The organism is Phocaeicola intestinalis, assembly GCF_014837065.1.
GTDB classification, from domain to species: domain Bacteria; phylum Bacteroidota; class Bacteroidia; order Bacteroidales; family Bacteroidaceae; genus Phocaeicola; species Phocaeicola intestinalis.
Genome location: NZ_JACSPP010000043.1, coordinates 1 through 19,620, shown reverse-complemented (window position 1 = coordinate 19,620; position 19,620 = coordinate 1). Strand labels below are relative to the sequence as shown.

14 protein-coding genes and 3 pseudogenes are annotated in these 19,620 nt (G+C 40.7%); all 17 read right to left on the bottom strand.

Going from position 1 to position 19,620, the window contains the following annotated elements:
* Positions 1-267 precede the first annotated feature (267 nt).
* Positions 268-588, bottom strand: a pseudogene (locus H9625_RS12380) (Rpn family recombination-promoting nuclease/putative transposase); the annotation flags it as partial.
* Between the two features lie 107 nt (positions 589-695).
* Entirely contained in the window at positions 696-1,796 is a 1,101-nt protein-coding gene (locus H9625_RS12375) for a glycosyltransferase (RefSeq protein WP_191764591.1), read from the bottom strand.
* Between the two features lie 7 nt (positions 1,797-1,803).
* Positions 1,804-2,472, bottom strand: coding sequence for an acyltransferase (locus H9625_RS12370; RefSeq protein ID WP_191764590.1), 669 nt, complete (start codon positions 2,470-2,472; stop codon positions 1,804-1,806).
* Positions 2,469-3,455: a glycosyltransferase family 4 protein gene (locus H9625_RS12365; protein ID WP_191764588.1), complete on the bottom strand. Its 987-nt coding sequence runs from the start codon at positions 3,453-3,455 to the stop codon at positions 2,469-2,471. Before H9625_RS12365 ends, H9625_RS12370 begins: the two co-directional genes overlap by 4 nt.
* Positions 3,427-4,785 (bottom strand): hypothetical protein, encoded by a 1,359-nt coding sequence (locus H9625_RS12360; protein WP_191764586.1) that lies wholly within the window; start codon positions 4,783-4,785, stop codon positions 3,427-3,429. The genes H9625_RS12365 and H9625_RS12360 overlap by 29 nt, the downstream gene beginning before the upstream one ends.
* A gap of 10 nt (positions 4,786-4,795) precedes the next feature.
* On the bottom strand, positions 4,796-5,929 hold the full coding sequence (locus tag H9625_RS12355) for a glycosyltransferase family 4 protein (protein WP_191764584.1): 1,134 nt from the start codon (positions 5,927-5,929) through the stop codon (positions 4,796-4,798).
* Between the two features lie 78 nt (positions 5,930-6,007).
* Positions 6,008-7,054 carry a glycosyltransferase family 2 protein gene (locus H9625_RS12350; protein WP_191764582.1) on the bottom strand — a complete coding sequence of 349 codons (1,047 nt, stop codon included), beginning with the start codon at positions 7,052-7,054 and terminating at the stop codon, positions 6,008-6,010.
* A 36-nt stretch (positions 7,055-7,090) separates the two neighbouring features.
* Entirely contained in the window at positions 7,091-8,179 is a 1,089-nt protein-coding gene (locus H9625_RS12345) for a polysaccharide pyruvyl transferase family protein (protein ID WP_191764580.1), read from the bottom strand.
* The gene (locus H9625_RS12340) at positions 8,176-9,330 is read right to left on the bottom strand and encodes a Coenzyme F420 hydrogenase/dehydrogenase, beta subunit C-terminal domain (RefSeq protein ID WP_191764577.1); all 1,155 of its coding nucleotides are present in this window, start codon (positions 9,328-9,330) and stop codon (positions 8,176-8,178) included. The genes H9625_RS12345 and H9625_RS12340 overlap by 4 nt, the downstream gene beginning before the upstream one ends.
* Positions 9,327-10,862, bottom strand: coding sequence for an MATE family efflux transporter (locus H9625_RS12335; protein ID WP_191764575.1), 1,536 nt, complete (start codon positions 10,860-10,862; stop codon positions 9,327-9,329). Before H9625_RS12335 ends, H9625_RS12340 begins: the two co-directional genes overlap by 4 nt.
* Before the next feature lie 100 nt (positions 10,863-10,962).
* Positions 10,963-11,747, bottom strand: a pseudogene (locus H9625_RS18055) (IS66 family transposase); the annotation flags it as partial.
* A 3-nt stretch (positions 11,748-11,750) separates the two neighbouring features.
* Positions 11,751-12,010 (bottom strand): annotated as a pseudogene (locus H9625_RS17755) (hypothetical protein); the annotation flags it as partial.
* Positions 12,011-12,202: 192 nt separating this feature from the next.
* Positions 12,203-12,841 carry an acyltransferase gene (locus H9625_RS12325; RefSeq protein WP_191764606.1) on the bottom strand — a complete coding sequence of 213 codons (639 nt, stop codon included), beginning with the start codon at positions 12,839-12,841 and terminating at the stop codon, positions 12,203-12,205.
* 457 nt (positions 12,842-13,298) lie between these two features.
* Positions 13,299-14,855, bottom strand: a complete 1,557-nt coding sequence (locus H9625_RS12320; RefSeq protein ID WP_191764573.1) for an ATP-binding protein — start codon at positions 14,853-14,855, stop codon at positions 13,299-13,301.
* A 113-nt stretch (positions 14,856-14,968) separates the two neighbouring features.
* The gene (gene gmd, locus H9625_RS12315) at positions 14,969-16,054 is read right to left on the bottom strand and encodes a GDP-mannose 4,6-dehydratase (RefSeq protein WP_191764571.1); all 1,086 of its coding nucleotides are present in this window, start codon (positions 16,052-16,054) and stop codon (positions 14,969-14,971) included.
* 137 nt (positions 16,055-16,191) lie between these two features.
* A complete protein-coding gene (locus tag H9625_RS12310; protein ID WP_191764569.1) occupies positions 16,192-18,618 on the bottom strand; it encodes a GumC family protein in 2,427 nt (808 codons plus the stop codon).
* 83 nt (positions 18,619-18,701) lie between these two features.
* On the bottom strand, positions 18,702-19,496 hold the full coding sequence (locus H9625_RS12305; RefSeq protein WP_191764567.1) for a polysaccharide biosynthesis/export family protein: 795 nt from the start codon (positions 19,494-19,496) through the stop codon (positions 18,702-18,704).
* Between the last annotated feature and the right edge of the window lie 124 nt (positions 19,497-19,620).

Below are 19,620 nucleotides of genomic sequence, written 5' to 3'. Positions count from 1 at the left end.
TGACACGATTAGAAAACACAGATTTTCGCAGATTAGTGCAGATTATTTTATTTACAATTTTTCGATTGACAAAGTACGATTTAAGGCAAAATAGTAAATCGTAAATAGTTCAATAGTCAATAAAAATAATCCGCGAAAATCCGTGTTAATCTGCGTTTCTGAAAATACTTCTGTGCTATTAGCAATTTTACAATCCATAAAAAGAATCTCCTGCTTTCGGCCTAATGCCATTACGTTCATCCATTTTTATGCGATATACATCCCCTATCATTCTAATCCGATCGCTTCTATTTCTTCCGCAGTAAGTCCGGTATATTTCACTATAAAGTCAACAGGTAATCCATCGGCTTTCATATTTCGGGCAGTTGCAATATTCGCTTCTTTCTTGCCTTCCTCTATGGCGGCAGCTCTCGTTACAAGATTATCGCGATACACTTTGATGCTTTCATCATACTTCATGCGTTCCTCTTTAGAAAGAGAAGCGATGTCGGTTATTTCCTCCAATTTCTTGAATACAGCTTTACGAGCTTTGAATGGCAATCTTTGTAATGTTTCCATGTGCTTCAGTACCTCGAAGATGCGCTTGAAACCCACATCGGTAAAAGGGTTGATGAATCTGGACATGGTCGTTAAGTATTGGTCTTTTTGCAAAGATAGCGTTAATTATTGGTTAACCAAGACTTACGTTCCGTTTTTTATTCCTTCATCAAAATTTTCCCATACAGCCGAACCATATCCTCAGCCATTTTCTTTGCCGAATATTTTTTTTCTACCAGCCTGCGCCCGTTCTTTCCCATCGCCTCCAGTTCGGACTCGTTTAAAGACAGAAACTCATTCAAAGCGTTAACAAGAGGTTGCGTGCCTATCTCCGTCCACCAACCGCAACGGTACGTCTGCAACTCTTCCCATGGAGTCCCTTTGGTTGTTACGACCGGTGTCCCACATGCCAAAGCCTCAGCCACTACAATACCGAAGTTTTCCGAATAGGTAGGAAGCACAAACACATCGGCTTGACGGAACAGCCTCCACTTCTCGTCTCCATATACCCCACCGCAAAACTTGACCAGTTGTCCTATACCTGATGATTGTGCCTTCGTTTTCAGCTGGTCAATATACGCCGCATCACCTTCCCCTGCAATATAAATGGTATAGCCTTGCAGCTTCTCTTTCAGCGCGGCAACAGCTTCCAAAAGAAACTCAATACCTTTTTTTACATGGATACGCGACAAAAACAAAATCTGCCTGTTCCTTTTCCAGCTCTGTTTTAGGACGATTGATTCAACATCTATCCCATTGGGAATAACCGTGATGCGTGAATTATAACCCAATTTGAGCAGATTCTCTTTTTCGCTCTCCGCCGTAGCATGCAAACAATCAGCTTTTTTTATGGCAGCTTTCTGGTAAAACAGAAGAGCCGGTACTTTCCTTGTCCAATAATGCCGTTTCATTATCCACGGTTCCAGCATACCATGCGGAGTAAGCACTATCTTATATCCTACCCGTTGCGCCCACCTCTGTACCAAAGCACACTGAGGCATCCAACATGTATTGACATGTACTACATCCGGTTCCAATTCATTAAGCCAATACATCCATTGCCGTTTCATTTCTCCTACGTGCCTCAACGTAGCGATATAATAGACTTGACAATTTTCAATCTCAACCGGATTTTCCGATGCATGAGTTACGACATACAGTTCTACCAATTTACCCAACTCCTTGGCAAGAAGCTGAAGATAAGAAGTCGTACCACCCGATGTACGGTCTATGCTGGGGATGTAGTGAATAATTCGCATAATTTATTTAATAAACAAATCCTTGTTCACGATGAAAATATCTTGCATCAGTGGGTATATTTTTAATCGGTTTAGCAGGCACTCCTGCATAAATAACCCATTCTTTTTCAAACGATTTTGTTAATACAGCGCCTGCCGCCAATAGTGAATAAGATGGCAACGTAGCACCACCTAATATGACAACTCCTGTCGAAACAAAGCAATAGTCTCCTATTGTAATAGGATGGCTGTCTTGTCTGGATTTATAAACATCTATTGAATGCGTCAATAATTGAGAATTATATCCAGCAATCGTTACATAGTCACCTATATGAATACTGTTCGTGCAATCAATGTGGTGATTCTTGGTAATGGCTGATTCTTTTCCAATGATTAATTCGCTTTTCCGTTCCTTGTCATGCGCAAAATGTTTTGAATTTGCAGCAATAGGAAAACCTGTCATCCAATTACTCCGTGCAATTGTTACATTTTTATGCAAAATCATTTTTTCCAAATGAATAGCCACATTTAAATGACCAATGTATGCACCTTCTTCCATAACAAGATGCTTAGGATAAATATAAGACAACCCAATTCTTGCTGTCGGATGAATCTGATAATGATACAATTTCACCAATAAAAAACGTTTTATTCGCCAAGGCAAAACAACAACAAACAAATTCAAGAAGATTCTCATTGTTGTATAGATTTATAAATATTCATATATTGTTCTGCAATAATATCTACCGAGAAACGAGATACATTTTCCCTTCCTTTTTTTATAAGTACCTCCCGAAAGGAAGCGTCTTGAATAATTTTATGATATGCGTTCCGAATATCATCAACAGAATACGGATCTACCAAGACAGCACCTTCTCCTGCAACTTCTTTCATCGGAGACAAATTTGATGTTACAACAACACGCCCCGTAGCTTGCCCTTCAATAATAGGCATTCCAAAACCTTCAAATAAAGAAGGAAAATTAATGATGTCTGCCTTTCTATACTCTTCCACAATCTCTTGATGCGAAAGATTGATGACATTTGAATACTCTACATTGTACTTTTTCAATTGAATCAGTATATCATTATTTATTTCACCGATTATCCTTAAATGACATTCGATTCCATCCAAAGCCGCAATGGTTCGATTAAGATTTTTCCTTTCAAGTGTTCCAATATGTAATATAATAGGTCTTTTAGTATTAAATACTTTTGGAGAAAAAATAAAGGAATCATCTACCGGATTGGGTATGATATGTATTCTATCAGAATGTAATTCGATTACCTCACAAACTTGTTTATAAGCAAAATGAGAAATAAAGGTAACATAAGCGGCCCTTTTTAATGGGATTATATAAAGGTACTTCCATATCATTCTCTTCAGTCCTTTCAGATAATGGTAATACATTATATCATGCACAGTTACAATAGTTTTCCTCTTATTCAGAAACCATAACAAGTAATGAACATCCCCCGTAATATGATTAATAATGCCATGTTCTTCTTTCTTCTTAGCAAATAATCCATTACGCAATATGGATTTAACATTAGCATTGGGTGAAGGTAAGAAAATCCGTTTCACAATATAAGTTTTTGACACCTCTGATACCACGGTATCAAATACAGCCGCTATAGAAAATCCAACTTTTCTATTTCTGTAAAAAAAATTTATCTCCATTATACCTCCTTTTCTTTGATGTATTAATAGCTGCCAAAGTCAACCCTCCAAATAAGATACAAAATCCTAAATTGGTTGGAATAGCCCATTGCCCTTGAGGTACAGTCAGTATCATACCGGCACTCAACATCCAAGGTAATAAATCATATCTTTGAGTCAGACATCTGTATGAGATTTTTAAGAGGTTCAAAGAGAAAAGAACCCTAACGCCTATTATGATTAATCCTAACAACATTCCGCATTCTCCAATTACGCGGCTCCATTCCACCTCACCATTGAAGCCAAATGAATACATATTTCCTCCCATAAGCTTGGCTCCAACATTTGTTCCTAAACCGATACCGTACCCCAATATAGGAATCTGGAAATTAATTAACCCATCTAAAAATCCACCCACATATCTGTCTCCTAAAGTTCCTTCTAAGCCTCCTTCTGTTACAGAAGCATTATTAAATCTTTCAGTAAAAGCATCAACACTTGTTTCACCAATACCTAAAGATACAAGTATAATTCCTGCAACAACAGTTATAACAATAAATTTCAAAAATTTATTCTTGAGTTTATTTTCTCTTATTGCAGCGATAAAGAGGAATATTAGAAAAACGCATGTTTGAAAAAAATGTGTTCTAGATATTGAAGTAGGTATAGAAAGAAGATAACACGCCGTCAATAAAATTAAAATAACCTTTGAAAATTGATATTTTTTAGGTAAAGTGCCGTTCATCAACAAATAATATAGCAAATAGCAACCCACTATTGCTTGAAACAATACGTAACCAGCTGTAAAAGAAAACGTACCTGGAGGACGATTGTAGCCCAATGCTCCAGAAAATCCAGCAGTTCCTTCGCCGCCTACTCCCATATTTACCCAAACAGATTCTGGTGAATGAAACTGTATGAATATGAGTGCCGTCATGGGAATAGATATCCAAAGGAAAAATTGTCCTATCTTTAGCAAGTCATTTCGTGTCAATACTTTTCCCATCACAAATATCATGGGAAAATGGAATACATATATCCTCCAACCAAACAATGCTACGAGAAGATTATGATGACCTAATATCAAAGTAAGGATAAAAGAGACGGTTGCTACAATAATCATTGCCTTTACATATCCATTTTCTAGCCATCCTCTCTGCATACCAATAATGGTAAGCCAAATGGCAATAGGATCTCTAACCAATAGAAGAGGAGTTGCTAAAGACGGCAATAACCATTTCCTTAAAGCTCCTTCAAATATAAGCAGGAATATGTATATCCATATTGCTTTCCGATATAAAGCATATGATTTTCCCAAAGTCAAACTTTTAAGATTAAAAAAATTAATCATCAATGATATGCTATTTAACCTTTAAACGGTTATTGATCACTTTATTTAAAAAAGCATTGTATCTGATACCATATGCTTTGTAAGATAATGTATCCTTACTATTCATGATATTTCTTACTTCAGTCCCTTGTTCGAATGACAAGCTTAATGACCTCCGAATGTTGTCCTTTAAACATGTGACATTGTAATCTTCCATTTCCAAAATATATTTAGAATCAATCAAAGAAGTTCGCAAGTCTCTGCCTCCTGAATTTTTGCTGCAAACTAGCGGAAGTCCACAAGCCAAAGCTTGCGGTTGTACCAAAGACATGCCTTCATCTCTGGACGGCATAAGAAAAACCCGAGATTGCTTATAGTAATCAATAAGCCTATATTCGGGCTGAGAATCTACATGCGTAAAATTAGGCAAATCAGGGAAGTCAATATCTATAATGGTTCCTACATGTAAAAGTTTTATATTCAAATCTTTGACAGCTTCAATAATTAGATCACAACCTTTTCTGTAACACCACTGTCCGACTATCAGTACGTCATAAATCGGACTGCCAGACAAGGCCGTTGGCTTGAAAAACTGAAGGTTAACGCCGTAATTATTTACAAATATTTTATTCTCAGGAAAACCATACATTAAGAATGTCTGCTTTACGTGCTCTGATCCAACGGAGATAAAATCTGGATAATTATATCCTTTCAAATCTCTTTTAACATGCAATTTGCTCATACTGTTTTTTGTAGATTTGATACTTTCAAGCACTTTCTGCTGAAACAATACATGACTTACCCCTCTTTCCAAAATAGTCAACGCATGATATTTCTTTTTAGCCCGTTTGATAGCCCTCATATGCATGGGACTTTGCCCTATAAATACATCACACGGCTTCATATAATATGACAAAAACAAATCACAACAGTAGTTGTATAAATCTTCCCGCCACTTTCCTGAACCAAATAACTTAAAAAGGATAAGAAAAGGAAAGGCAAACCAATATATAGAATAAGAACATTCTTTCTTCAACCCGAATCTCATAGCCCTTTTTGTCGGCACATAAGAATAGAACCTTACGGTATGACCGAATTTTTCAAGTTCTCTGGCAGTATCCAACATGTGTGTCCTACCGCCAAATGATGCAATGTTGATTACCATAATTATTCAAACAGGAATTATAAACTACAATTCTAAATATCCATATATTTCTTTATTCAGCAGATTACAAATTGACATTCATTTTATTAAAGTCGATCGTTTTGATAAATCAGCAAAAATCAATTTGGTTCTACTACGAGGAATACTGTCTTTAATTTTAAAAAACAAGCGCAATATGATATAAGTTACGAATAGAGGGTAATGATTCCTTAAAAGATGAAGTTCTATAATTTCTCTCTTTTTCTGTGGTTTATAAGAATTATTTCTCCAAAAAGTCATTTCCTCCCGTAGCAAGCCCAGATTCTTTTGTTTCACTAAAGAAGCGATTCCTTGCAATCTTCTCTGAAAAACGAACTTCTGCTTTAACTTTATAAAATCAGCAGAAAAAAATGTCCATTTCTTATTAAGCACATTTAGAGCTTCATCAAAAAGTACAGACGCTAATTTCACTTCAAAAAAAGAATTTAAGCGATTTGACAATTTTCCACCTGCATTGTCAAAGATTGTATAATGGTACTTGCCACTTGAAACAATAAATAAGTTGTTAATTAAACAATAATACTGAAAGACAAAAATATGATCTTCATTTATTGACAAAGCTTCATTAAAACACAATTTATTTTCATGTATTATTGACGCCTTATATATTTTCCCCCACGGATAACCATTTTCATACAAATGTTGTCCGATGAACTGCGTCTTCATTTCATCAACGGTTTCACAATATATTTCCGGATAAACCAATCGAGAATAGACTTTATCATAAATGCCATAAGACGCTCCTGACACATAAAAATCTGCCTTAATTTTATCCAGTTTGAAATCTTCCAAGTAAGTAGATTCAATCCAATCGTCAGCATCTATAAAACAAACATATTCGCCTTGTGCCATACTCAAACCGAGATTTCGTGCGGAAGAGACTCCTTCGTTGGGCTTATGCACTGCCTTTATTCGACTGTCACTCTTTTCATATTCATCACATATCTTCCCTGAACTATCTTTACTTCCATCATCAACCAATACAAGCTCCCAATCAGAATAAGTTTGTGCCAAAATGCTGTCTATGCACCTTTTTAAAAAATGTTCCGTATTATAAACTGGAATTATTATTGAAACTATTGACATAATAATCACAAATAAACCATTCTAAAAAAATAGTAGTTAACATTTCTCTTTACTAAAAATTTTATCCAGAAACAATCTGGATTCATTTCTACGTTTATCAAGCAGCACCTCCACATTTTTATAGTCTATTTGTGGAATAGTTATTGAATTGACATTGACATCTAATATATATTGGTTCATCAGATTTAAATCGCCTAACAAATCCGTGATACGTGAATCTGAACTGTTACTTACTTTCAGTGTAAAGAATGGTTTTTTGAATATTATTGAAAACGCTGTTCCATGAAAAGAGGTAGTTACAACGCAAGCTGAATATTTGATATAGTTTAAGAAATCAATTGGTCCTGCATCAATTATATTTTCACATCCACCTCCATTTTTCAAATAATTACCTATCCGAATAATTTTAGCTCCATTCATCCCTTCTGATAGCTTTTTAGCAATTTGAACTGTTCTACTATCCGGAGTTACTTCATAAATACATATATATGTCTTATCTATCAAAGGCTCAGATATCAACGAATCAAAAGCAAATGTATCCACTAAAAGACTGGGGTCCAAAACACAATCAACTGTTTTATGCAATATTTCTTGCAAAGTTATTTGCAATTTCTTTTCCCTAACCGATATAGCTTCAAAATTATTCAACCTATCTCGAATAAGAGATTTATCAACAGGACTTAAACTATACCCTCCAATACTGACTGCATAAACTATTAACTTTCTATTTCTAGCAGCCTCAAAATCTCCAAAATAAATTCTGTCAAATTTTCCGCCTGTAATAGTAGCATTCCATATTTGATCACTTCCAAAAACAAATGTATCATAAGAATTGGATTGAATATTTAAATCTATATTCTCCAAATTTAAGTGGTTATCCCAAAATTCATGAAATCTCCGTTCTTTTCGCTGGTTAGATTGATAAATCAATATTTTCTTTATAAAACTTTTTAAAGCTCTTACGGACCAATCAAAAGATTTATTTGCATTCCACAGATATTTTGGTCTATAATCAATTATATGTACATCATTTCCAATATACTGTAAATACTCTTGCAAGGCAAAAGCCTGAAGTACAGCACCATAATTATAAGCACAATGGAAAGTCAAAATACCGATTTTCATTTTTTTATTATAAGTTTCTTTACATTTTTCTTAATCTTGTTTAATAAAATATCTACTTTATACCGCCACCCCATATCGCCATACCGTTTCATTACATACAGGAATCCTTTCCGTTGGTAATCCCTTTCGAACTCCATGCGTTTAGGATGAATGACAGAAGGATGCTGTAAGTTGGGTTGCAGGCAGTCTTCCAGCCTTGCCGGAATAACCGTCATGCGGCCTTTTACCGTCTCAAACAGTTCATGCCCCTTTTCTGTATTTACTAAAACTAAAGACACGCCTTTGTCATCCTTATTGATATTTGGGTCGGTCTTTTCCCATCCCCAAAAGTCGGCAATAGTAATGTCGCTGGGACGTTTCGTATTGGTATAAGGGCATACACCGCATGAATGGCGGAACATGATATGCTTGTAAAATGTATATGTAAAGCTCATCTTGCCCCCCTTAACAAATTTAAACGTTTCACGATGCGCTTTCCAACCGTATTTCTGCTTGTCACGGAAGTTCACCCAACAGATTTCATCACCCTGTTTCTTTTCAAGGTAGGCGATGTAATCCTTCCACATATACGGACTTGGCACGCCATGGCACACGATATCAACCAAGATAAGATGTTCACGCAGCTTCCTCCCTACATAGGAATGTAAGCCTGCCGTTTGGCAAGGAGTACCGGAAAAGAGTACGGTCAAACCGTCTTTCAAGTCTTTCTTGACCTGTCTGAACACAGTGTTCATGTCGCTTTGCACATACTTGCTGCCCTTGAACTCGTCACGCTCTTCTTTCGTTACCGCACGCTTATGTACTACACGAAAATGGTCTGTATAACCGGCTCCGTAAACTACTCCGCCATTCTCCAATACATAATCGGATATAGCAATGAAAGCTGCACCGCTCCGGCTAGTTTCCACTTCCTTCATGTCTTTATGCCGTGCGGCGTATGCATCAGGCTTGGGCCGGTTGAGACTTGTGTCATAATGGTCATTGAATGCGCAAACTTTCTCACACAGCCCACAATCCACGCATTTGTCTTTATCCACTACCGGATAAAGGAAACCCAATGCGTCAGGCTGCATCGTAATGGCATCGTGAGCACAGATGCTGGCACAAGCCGTACAGCCGCAACACTGCGATTTGTCTGTAATCTGAATCATCTTTTGTTCAGCTTATTTTTTAATGTGTATAATTTGTTTAATACGAATTGCCGTTCAACCTTGTTGCAACCTACATAGTAGATGGTAATTCCCGTACAAATGAGGGCGACAAAGCTTGATAGTATAAAGTTCAGGAAAGACTCCGTCAAGACATTCGTCATCAAAAAGGGAAGGACAGAAGCAATGACCGTTACAGCCAATACGTTCAGATAGACTTTCTTCAGGTATTTTCTGACGGACAAACCAATCATGCCACGCAGCATCAACAGGCGTGCGGCAAGACAGCACTGCGAAATGGCTATTGCCACTACAATTACCACCTCAGGAAACATGCCTATACGCAAGAGCACGTAAGAGACCGGCAGGTTCATCATTTGCAATCCGCCGACAACAAGCTGGTAATTCCGTATCCTACCTGTGGCAAGCATGGCGGTTATCAACGGGTTGGATATGGATTCGCTCATGGCAAACACCAAGACCAACTGCACGAACAATACGGCATGGTCGGGAACGATTTTCAGCCAAAGACTCAATATGTAATGCGTATTTACCAATACAGGAAGCGAAAGCAACAGCAGCATATAGAATGAAAGCCTTGCCCCTTGGTAAATCAAGGTCATCATATAGTCACGGTCTCCAGAAGCGTACGACTTGGTAATCTGTGGGTTCAATGCCGTCATGAAGTTAGTAACAAAACCACTGATTGCCGTATTTACTTGGAACGCAATCCCTCTCGCTGCATTGACTGCCGGACCGCAAAAGAGATTTATCACTACATTGCCTCCTTGGTCTCGCAATACTGCAGAAGTTGCCCCGATAAAATTCCATCCGGCAAAAACAAACATCCGTTTTAATAAACCTTTGTCGAAAATGAAATGGCAGGTACATTCTTCAAAGTGTTTCTTACAATAAGCCCCATAGGCGAAACGAACAATCAAGGCCACCGCACACATCAAGATAGCATAGAATACCAGCTTATCCATGGAGGAAATTACAATCAGGAAAGCAATCGCCAGTTTCCCTATTGCCTCCAAAATACTGATGTAAGCAAAGGCTGACATTCGTTCATGGGCTATGATGCTTGCATTATAAGGTACGCTAATCAAGTTGATGGCAAATGTCAATATAGAAAACTGAAACACCCAGTTGGCAGCCGTCATTCTTGTGTCCGGGATGTTCATCTTCATATTCAAGAACCATACGCCTATCGCTTCGGCAAGCAAGACTATCAGCACAGCCAAGCCTATCTGGATGGTTACGGATGAAGAAAATATCTTTTTCAGATTCTCCCGATTGCCCGTACCCAATTCGTAAGTAATAAACCTTGTAATAGCTGAAGAAAGCGAACCGGACAGCATGGAGAACATGGCCACTACGCCACCCACCACATTATAGATACCGAAATCTTCCACCCCTAATGCGTTCAGTACCACACGTGAAGTGTAAAGGCTGACCGCCATCATGAAGAGCATCCGGAAGTATAGCAGCAGCGTGTTCTTGGCTATCCGCTTGTTGTTAGAAATATTGTCCATCGCTTCTTATAGCAGTAAGCACTCAATTTAGGGCATCCCCCTTTGAAAGGGCACTTTTGAGTGCCCTAAACCGAGTTTTGTTAATTAATTAGCTTTGAATTTAACATTGGCAGGTAGCCAAAGTGATTTTGTCAGGAACCATGTTAACATAATCCCTGCATCCGTTAAAGATATTTTTGAAAAAAGTTCCGATGAAGTTCCAGACAGAACTGCCATGAAGCTTTACCGTGCCTATTACACTATGGTAAGTCGCAGCCATCTCAGCGCCGGCATCACTACCGTAATGAAGTGAATTGTTGCGTTGGGTAGTCAGCTTCCGGATGGTCCGCTCGGCAAGATTGTTATCTATCGGGAGTTCACCGTCATCCAAGTAAGCGAAGATCTCTTTCCAGAACCGGTTCAGGTAATTAAGGGCTTCCGTATAATACTGGCTTCTGAATTCTGAATCCTTCGACAGTTCACTCTCCAACAGGCTGCGCAATTCTATCAGGAGTCCTTTCGTTTCCAGGCTTTGCCTTTCCCGTAACCTCTCTTCCGGAGTAAATCCGGCATCATCATATTTACGCTCCCTCATAAAGAATTCCTTTAAGATATTGGAAAAGCGTTCAGCTACCGGTTCACCACCCTGGTTGAAGCCTTGACAAACTTGTTTTTGGCATGGGACATGCAAACTTGATGTATGGTATCTTTAAACCGGGCGGATTTCAACTCATCCCCGATAAATACATAAGCCTTGTATCCGTCAGACATGATACTCTTCAATTCCGCGTCGCCCAGGAAGTCTGTAAGCACCTCACGGCCCCGGGAGCCATTCTCATAGAAGAAAATAGCCGTTTTCTGAGCCTTGTTGACCAATACCCAAATATAATTCTTATAGCGGTCATATCATATGCGGACAGGGCTGTCATTGCAGCCTTTTGATACAGGTTTAGGCTGGTCATCAGTCTTAGTCTTTTCCTCATGGGTTATCACTGGAGCACCATCAACCTGAACTTCAACTACTTTTTTGCGGGTATCCTTAAACCAGTTCTGGAAAATGTTATAAGGAATTTGTTCTTGACACAAAACGATTGGAGAGATTCTCCATAAGGCAATGCCTCGGTCTGGTACTGAAAGTAAAACCTTTCAAGATCTTCACTGCTATACATAATTCTATAAATTTGGTTGGCAGCGAAGTTACCCATTTCAATCAATAGCCTTTTTTTGACTGCTTACACTGCTTACCTTTATTGTTTGGTACCTTTAAAGATATAACATTTTTCCAATTGACCGACTGATTTGAGATCTGAAGATGCTTATAACATTATTCTTGAATCAATTCAAAACAGTTTCTAAGATAATTATACACTATCCCTATTTCGCTTCTTTCTTGTCGCTTTATAAATCTTATAGTCCCCGCCTAAAAGTGATTCTACAATCAAATTGCTATGCACGCAATTCCTTTTCTTAAATTCTTTTGCAGGATTACCGCTTACGACTGACATGGGTTCTATATCTTTTACAACTACACTTCCGCTTCCAACAACCGCACCGTAACCAATTTTCCTACAACTTGGTAATACTAAAACATTAGTTGGTAACCATACGTAATCTTCTATGACAATACCATAATGTTTATGCTCCCATTCTTTAGAGTCTATATTATGTGAAGTCGTTATTATTTCTGTATTATAGCCTATAATGACATTATTCCCTATTTGAATTGGAGAACGCAAATCAATTTTATCCGTTTGAATCGAAACGTGATTTCCTATTATCAAATTTCTATTAGCTTTTCTTGCTAATGATAAAGGCATAATAACTCCGTCTCCTATAATAGCACCTTGTTGTCGTGCAATTTTCCTTGCACGTACATATTTAAGATTCTGTTTCCACCTTACTAGCAAACCTAAATAATAACGTAAGACAGAACGATCTTGTACAGATTTTTCATAAACTGTCCGAGTAGTATAACTATTTATATTCTCTGAACATTTCATTTTCACTATAATCTAATTAGATATTAAGATATTACTATTCATTTCCCCAATAAGAACGAACTCTTGATTCCAAAATTTCAGAAAGCTTTTCTAACAAATCCGTATATTCCTTCTGAACACTTTGTCGACTCCACACAGATGACGCAGACGAACACGAACGAACACAGATTCTATTTTAATGTGCCAATGGATAATAGGACAATGTACTAATTTATTTTCACATTAGCATATTGTTTATTGACCTATTCTTCTGTATTTCCCAGTGCATTCTGGTGTAATCTGTGTTCTATGATGGCATCAACGAAAAGACATACCGCACTGGGTATAAAACGAAGATATACTTCATCAGCGATTTAATATATACTTCATCGGCAGTTTAATATATCTTCATCGGCATACGAAGATATACTTCATCGGCAAAGTAAGTACTACTGCATTTTTCATGTTACCGCACCCACTATTTTTCCCCGACTTCTTCAATCACCCACTTCTCCACCGTCCGTGTTTCTGATGAGAAGTTTACGCCTATCAGGTAGAGTTTCCTTGCGTCCGTCTGGAAAGGGAGAGCATAGTGGTTGTCTTTGATTTGCTGGAGAGCTTCTTCAGCACTTTTATCCAATTTCAGCTCGATGATATAAATGTAGTCTTTCGTCTGAATAGTCACGTCTATGCGGCCTTGGCTGGTAGCTTGTTCCACCTGCACATTATAGCCCAACATGATAAAAATCAGGTAGAGCGTGTTCTGGAAATCCTTTTCCTTGTCCGCCCCTGCCACCATGTAGCTCCTGCCTGCCAGCATGGTCTGGATGACTTGCAACAGTTCACCGGGACGGCCTTGGCTGATGGCAACTGTCATTTTGTAAAGATAACCGTCAACACTCGACTTTCGGTGGGACGTGTAATAAGGTAGCAGGAAATCGAAGAAGCCCCGTTCCACTTCCCCATTAGGGAAACCAAGCCGTATGCCCATGTATGGGTCACGCCCCTTTATGGTGAGGTAACCGCTTTGAAACAGCACTGGAATAGGGTCATCATAATCCTCGTCGACACTTGAAAGTGTTGATGCGCTGACATAAGTCTCCTTTAATTCGCTCAACTCGTAGTCGTCCTGTTGCAGCAGTTTGACCAAAAACGTGGGGGTGCCTGTAGCAAACCAGTAGTCGCTAAAGACTTTTTTCGCAAACGTATTGAGCAGGCTGAACGGATTATAGATACCTACGCTGTCTTGCCAGAAATGGTAACCGTCGTATTGTTGACGTAATTTCTCGCAAGCCTCCTCAAAGGTCATACCGTTGGCATCGGCAAGCTCGCGGATGGATTCGTCGAAATAATCGTGCAGTTCCTGTTCGGATATGCCACAGATGTCCACATAGCGTGGATCCATGGTGATGTCATCCGGATTGTTCAAATCGCTGAAGATGCTGACGTGGCTGAACTTGCTCACGCCCGTAATGAAACAGAAACGGATGCAGGCATCCAACGATTTGAGCACGGAGAAGAAGGCTTTCAGCGTATTCCGGTACGCATCGTGCAACGGTTTGTTGTCGATGGAGTTAAGCAACGGTTTGTCGTATTCGTCTACTAATACCACTACTTGCTTGCCGGTCTGCTCGTAAGCACGCCGGATAACGCCCTTGAATCGCAATTCGGCATTCACTTCCGTCGGCCTTGAACCATAAACTTGCTCCCACTGGGCAAGCAAATCATTCAGGAAGTCATCCAAGTCGACCTCCTTGTCGTACTTGCCGGTATTAAAATCAATATGAAGCACAGGATATTGCACCCAATCGGTTTCCAGCTTCTCAATGGCCAATCCTTTGAAAAGTTCCTTCTTGCCCAAGAAGTATGCCTCCATGGTAGAGACCAGCAGGGACTTTCCGAACCGGCGCGGACGGCTAAGGAAATAGAATTTCCCTCTCAACGCCATCTGGTAAACCAATGCCGTCTTGTCAACGTAAACGAATCCTCTCGTGCGGATGTCAGCGAAGCTTTGTATGCCTATAGGGTACAGCATGTGAATGTAAGTTTTTAAGTTCGTAAGTTCTTCACTCTTGATACAAAGGTAGTGAATATTCTTCAAACGGCAAAACTTTGTGCCCTTGTCCATTGTCAATTGTCCATTGTCAATTAGGACTTATCCATCTCCGCTTTCAAATGCAGTTTCTTTACGAAACGCATGTCATGTTCGACCATGATACGCACCAGTTCGGGGAACGGAGTCTTGGTAGGATTCCAGCCCAACATCTCCTTGGCTTTGGCAGGGTCGCCTAAAAGCTGTTCCACTTCACACGGGCGAAAATACTTGGGATCTACTTCTACCAGCACACGACCGGTCGACTTATCAATGCCTTTCTCGTTTGTACCGCTTCCTTGCCAATCCAACTCCATGCCTAAGTATTGGAATGCCAACGTGCAGAACTCGCGCACGGTATGCATCTCACCGGTAGCTATCACAAAGTCTTCGGGCGTGCTGTTCTGCAGGATGAGCCACATACATTCTACATAATCTTTGGCATAACCCCAATCGCGACGGGCATCCAGATTACCCAAATAAAGCTTGTCTTGAAAGCCTTGCTTAATGCGTGCGGCGGCAAGCGTAATCTTCCGGGTCACGAAATTCTCGCCACGGCGTTCGCTTTCGTGGTTGAACAAGATACCGTTTACGGCAAACATGCCGTAACTCTCGCGGTAGTTCTTTGTAATCCAGAAACCGTATTGCTTTGCCACTCCGTAGGGCGAACGGGGATAAAAAGGTGTGGTTTCTTTTTGTGGAACTTCCTGTACCTTGCCGAAAAGCTCGGAAGTAGAAGCCTGATAGATGCGGCACGTCTTGTCAAGTCCGCAGATACGTACGGCTTCCAACAGACGTAACGTGCCGACGGCATCGGCTTCGGCTGTATATTCGGGCACATCGAACGATACCTTTACGTGGCTTTGTGCTGCCAGGTTATATATCTCTGTAGGATGGATGTCGCTGATGATACGAATCAGTGAACTGGAATCGGTCATGTCGCCCCAATGAAGATTGACCAGCCGGTTGCGTTTCATGTCGCGCACCCATTCGTCGAGATACAGATGCTCGATACGTCCGGTATTGAATGAAGAAGAACGACGCAGAATGCCGTGCACTTCGTATCCTTTTTCTATCAAAAACTCGGCAAGGTAAGAACCGTCTTGTCCGGTAATGCCGGTGATTAATGCTACTTTTCTCATGTATTTAGTTTTTTAGTTTTTGAGTTTGTAAGTTTGTGAGTTTTTGAGTTTATAAGTTTGTAAGTTTGTGAGTTTAAAAGCCTAAAGAACTTAAAAACTCAAGAACTTAAGAACTTATAAACTCAAGAACTCAAACATCATCCTTTCCCATAGCCGTACCCATATCCGTAGCCGTATTTCTTGCCATAGCCATACTTGCCGTAACGGCCGTATTTGCCATAACCGTAATAATAGCCGTTCTTGCGCTTGTCCATGTTGATGCCGTTTATCAAGACACAAAGGTTGGGCAGCTTATGTTCCTGTTCCAGTTCGTTTACCAGCTCGAAATCGCTTTTATGTGTATAGTCGGCACGACATACGTAAACGCTGATATCTGCCACACGGGCTATCAGGCGCGTATCGGTAACCAGTCCCACCGGTGCCGTATCGAGAATGATGTAATCGAAATGTTGTTTCAAGATATCGATGGCTTGTTCCAGCGACTTGCGTGCCACCAATTCGGTAGGATTGGGCGGAACCGCCCCACCCGGCAATACAAAGAGATTGGGAGAAACCGAAGTAGGCTGGCACAACGAAAGCAAATCTACCGAAGAGGGAGAAGCAAGATACTGGGTGATGCCCGGCAACTTGCCGGAAAAACCAAAGATACGTCCCAGACGAGGCTTCCGGATATCCATACCCACAATCACCGTACGCTTGTCCATAAAGGCAAAACTGACGGCAAGGTTTGCCGCATTGAAACTCTTGCCTTCGCCCTGGATGGTAGAAGTAAAAAGAATGACTTTCTGGCTTTCCTGCAGCATGTACTGGATATTAGTGCGTACATTCCGGAATACCTCTTCCATCAGGCCGTTTTCGTTGGGACGAATGACTATGGGATGTTCTTTTGCCAACGCCACCAACGGAACATCGCCTACAATAGAGGAACCGGTAATGCGCTCTACATCGGCACGTCCTTCTATCTTGAAGCGCAACAAGCGTGACAGGTAGATGCCTGCAAGAGGAAAGAACAAACCCAGCACGAAAGCCACCATATAGATGTTACGCGCATTGGGAGCGACCAAACCGCCTAAACGGGGCTCTTCGACAATACGTCCGTTATTGGCAGTAGCAGCCAGTGTAATGGCGTTTTCCTCCCGCTTCTGAAGCAGCATCAGATAAAGGTTCGCCTTGATTTCCTGCTGACGGGTAATGCTTATCAGTTCACGCTCTTGTTGAGGTGCCTGGCTGATACGGCTCTGGTATTTGCTTGCCTGCAAATCAAGGTTATTGCGGGTAATCTGCAATCCTTTCTCTACATTTTCTACCGTAGTGAGCACGGTATTGCGTGTGGCGGCAATCGAAGTGTCAAGGTTTATCAGCATCGGGTTGTTTTCGTTCGAACTGCGGAGCAGGCGTTTACGCTCTACCAGCAGTTCGTTATACTGGGCAATAACATTTGCCAAAGCAGCATCGGTAAGCCCTACGTTGGCAGGAATTACCTCGTAACGGTTCTTGGGATTGTCAATATAGCTACGCAAAAAACCGATAAGACGCAACTGATTGGTGTTTTCGGCACGTTGCTTGTCGTATTCCGAACTTTCTTTCAGCGCAAGCTGCGCATCGGTGCTCAGGTCGGTAAGCCCTGCACGCTGTTTGTATTCAGCAAGTTCGTTCTCGGTAGTACCCAGTTCGGCATTGATGATACGGATACGCTCGTCGATGAATTGTGCCGTACGGGTAGCTACCTGGTTCTTGTCTTCATTGGCTTCGCTATTATAAAGAGCAACCAGCATATTCAGGAAATCGATACCACGGTGTACGCTGGCATCACGGTAAGTAAGCCGCACAATCGAAGTAAACTCTCCGGTAGGTTCGGCACTGAGACGTGCCTTATAACTGTCTGCCACCACCGAAGGCGGAGCCACTACGGCCGATAATTTCAACGTTTCATCAAGACCTGCCAGTGCCGTATCGGTTGCCAAGGAGAAATTAAGGGTACCTACCGGCGTAATAAACACGGCAGGAAGCTTGGCAAACGACTTTTTCAGTGTATACTTTTCTTTTTTTACCTGATAGTCGAGGGTAGCATCTATTTTGCCTCCCGGCTGACATTCCATCTGTATCTGTAAGGCTGAGGGCAATTTTTCGGCTTCTTCGGGAGCCATCCATACCTGTACTGGAGAAGATTTATACAATACCGGATTGTATCCAAAACCCCCGTCAGCCGTATAGTCAATGTAGAGATTCAGGGTGGTAACCACTTTCTTTATCAAGGTATATGCCTGAAGGATTTCCAGCTCATTATCGAAATTATTAGCCATGGAAAGCATACCCAAATCCTGCATCGATGCCAAAGCTGATGAAGAATTGGGCTTGGTCTTGTCACCTTGTTTGATAAGGACGGTAGAACTGACACTGTATACCGGCGTGCGATAACGGAGATAAACATACGCCCCACCCAGGAACAAGACCAGGACACTCACTATTACAGGCCAATAAAGAAGGTATTCGAAAAGAATTGCTTTATAGTCTACCCGCTTTTCGTCTTCCTGATAAAATTCATCGTAAAGTTCTTCTTTCATAGTCTTTGAGTTCTTGATTTTTTAAGTTTTGGGGAACTACGTTTAACCCCAGATTCGTATAATTTGTATTACACTCCAGCCTGCTATTGTACAGCAATGATAATCAGTGAAGCGATGGTAGCAGCCAGACTCAACATACTGATCCATACCGAGGAGTTGCTGTTCAAAGTATTGGAACGGACCCTTGCCTTGGTGGGCTTTACATACACCACATCATTCTGCTGCAAATAATAATAAGGAGAAAGGGCTATATCTGATTCGGTCAAATCCAAATGAACCACATTCCGCCTGCCCAACGAATCTTCGCGTATCAGCTGCACATCGTCGCGGTCGGAAAAAAGCGTCATATCACCTGCCTGTGCCAATGCCTGAAAGATAGTAATCCGCTCGTCGCTGACGGTAAATGTTCCCGGATGCCCTACCTCGCCCAGTACACTGACCTTGAAATTGGATACACGGACCGTTACATTAGGCACCTCATTGAGATAGGCCTGAAGTTTCTGCCGGATAACCGCTTCACATTCGCGGGTGCTTAATCCCGATACAGGAATCATGCCCAATACCGGGAAATCGATACACCCTTTATTATCAACCAAATAGTCTAACAATTTCGCATTATTCATTCCTTGATTCATGGTTGCCTGCTCACGGGTCTGCCCGATTTTACGATAAAAAGGAGCAGAAGCCTCGGGTGTAGTGGTGCTTACAGTAATGGTAAGTTCGTCTTTCGGCCTGATGCGGTATTCGAAAAGAGGCTGTTTCTGCTCTATCATCTCCAGTATCTTATCGTGGCGCAAGTATACAGAATCCTGATAAGAAGCACAGCTACCCAGCAATAAAGCCGCAGGAAATAAAATCGCTTGTCTTTTGAAATTCATATTTAAATAATTTGTTTATAAACAGATGAGTTATTGGTTTGTACTTTATTAGAAGCTGTTTTGAATTTATCGTGCGATGATTTGGGATGAGTTTTTGAGGCATTTCCGCTTCTGTGATGAGGAA

Coding starts and splice junctions, on each gene's coding strand:
- H9625_RS12375 (WP_191764591.1), bottom strand. CDS start 1,796: ATGCGAATTATTCACTACATCCCCAGCATAGACCGTACATCGGGTGGT.
- H9625_RS12370 (WP_191764590.1), bottom strand. CDS start 2,472: ATGAGAATCTTCTTGAATTTGTTTGTTGTTGTTTTGCCTTGGCGAATA.
- H9625_RS12365 (WP_191764588.1), bottom strand. CDS start 3,455: ATGGAGATAAATTTTTTTTACAGAAATAGAAAAGTTGGATTTTCTATA.
- H9625_RS12360 (WP_191764586.1), bottom strand. CDS start 4,785: ATGATTAATTTTTTTAATCTTAAAAGTTTGACTTTGGGAAAATCATAT.
- H9625_RS12355 (WP_191764584.1), bottom strand. CDS start 5,929: ATGGTAATCAACATTGCATCATTTGGCGGTAGGACACACATGTTGGAT.
- H9625_RS12350 (WP_191764582.1), bottom strand. CDS start 7,054: ATGTCAATAGTTTCAATAATAATTCCAGTTTATAATACGGAACATTTT.
- H9625_RS12345 (WP_191764580.1), bottom strand. CDS start 8,179: ATGAAAATCGGTATTTTGACTTTCCATTGTGCTTATAATTATGGTGCT.
- H9625_RS12340 (WP_191764577.1), bottom strand. CDS start 9,330: ATGATTCAGATTACAGACAAATCGCAGTGTTGCGGCTGTACGGCTTGT.
- H9625_RS12335 (WP_191764575.1), bottom strand. CDS start 10,862: ATGGACAATATTTCTAACAACAAGCGGATAGCCAAGAACACGCTGCTG.
- H9625_RS12325 (WP_191764606.1), bottom strand. CDS start 12,841: ATGAAATGTTCAGAGAATATAAATAGTTATACTACTCGGACAGTTTAT.
- H9625_RS12320 (WP_191764573.1), bottom strand. CDS start 14,855: ATGCTGTACCCTATAGGCATACAAAGCTTCGCTGACATCCGCACGAGA.
- gmd (WP_191764571.1), bottom strand. CDS start 16,054: ATGAGAAAAGTAGCATTAATCACCGGCATTACCGGACAAGACGGTTCT.
- H9625_RS12310 (WP_191764569.1), bottom strand. CDS start 18,618: ATGAAAGAAGAACTTTACGATGAATTTTATCAGGAAGACGAAAAGCGG.
- H9625_RS12305 (WP_191764567.1), bottom strand. CDS start 19,496: ATGAATTTCAAAAGACAAGCGATTTTATTTCCTGCGGCTTTATTGCTG.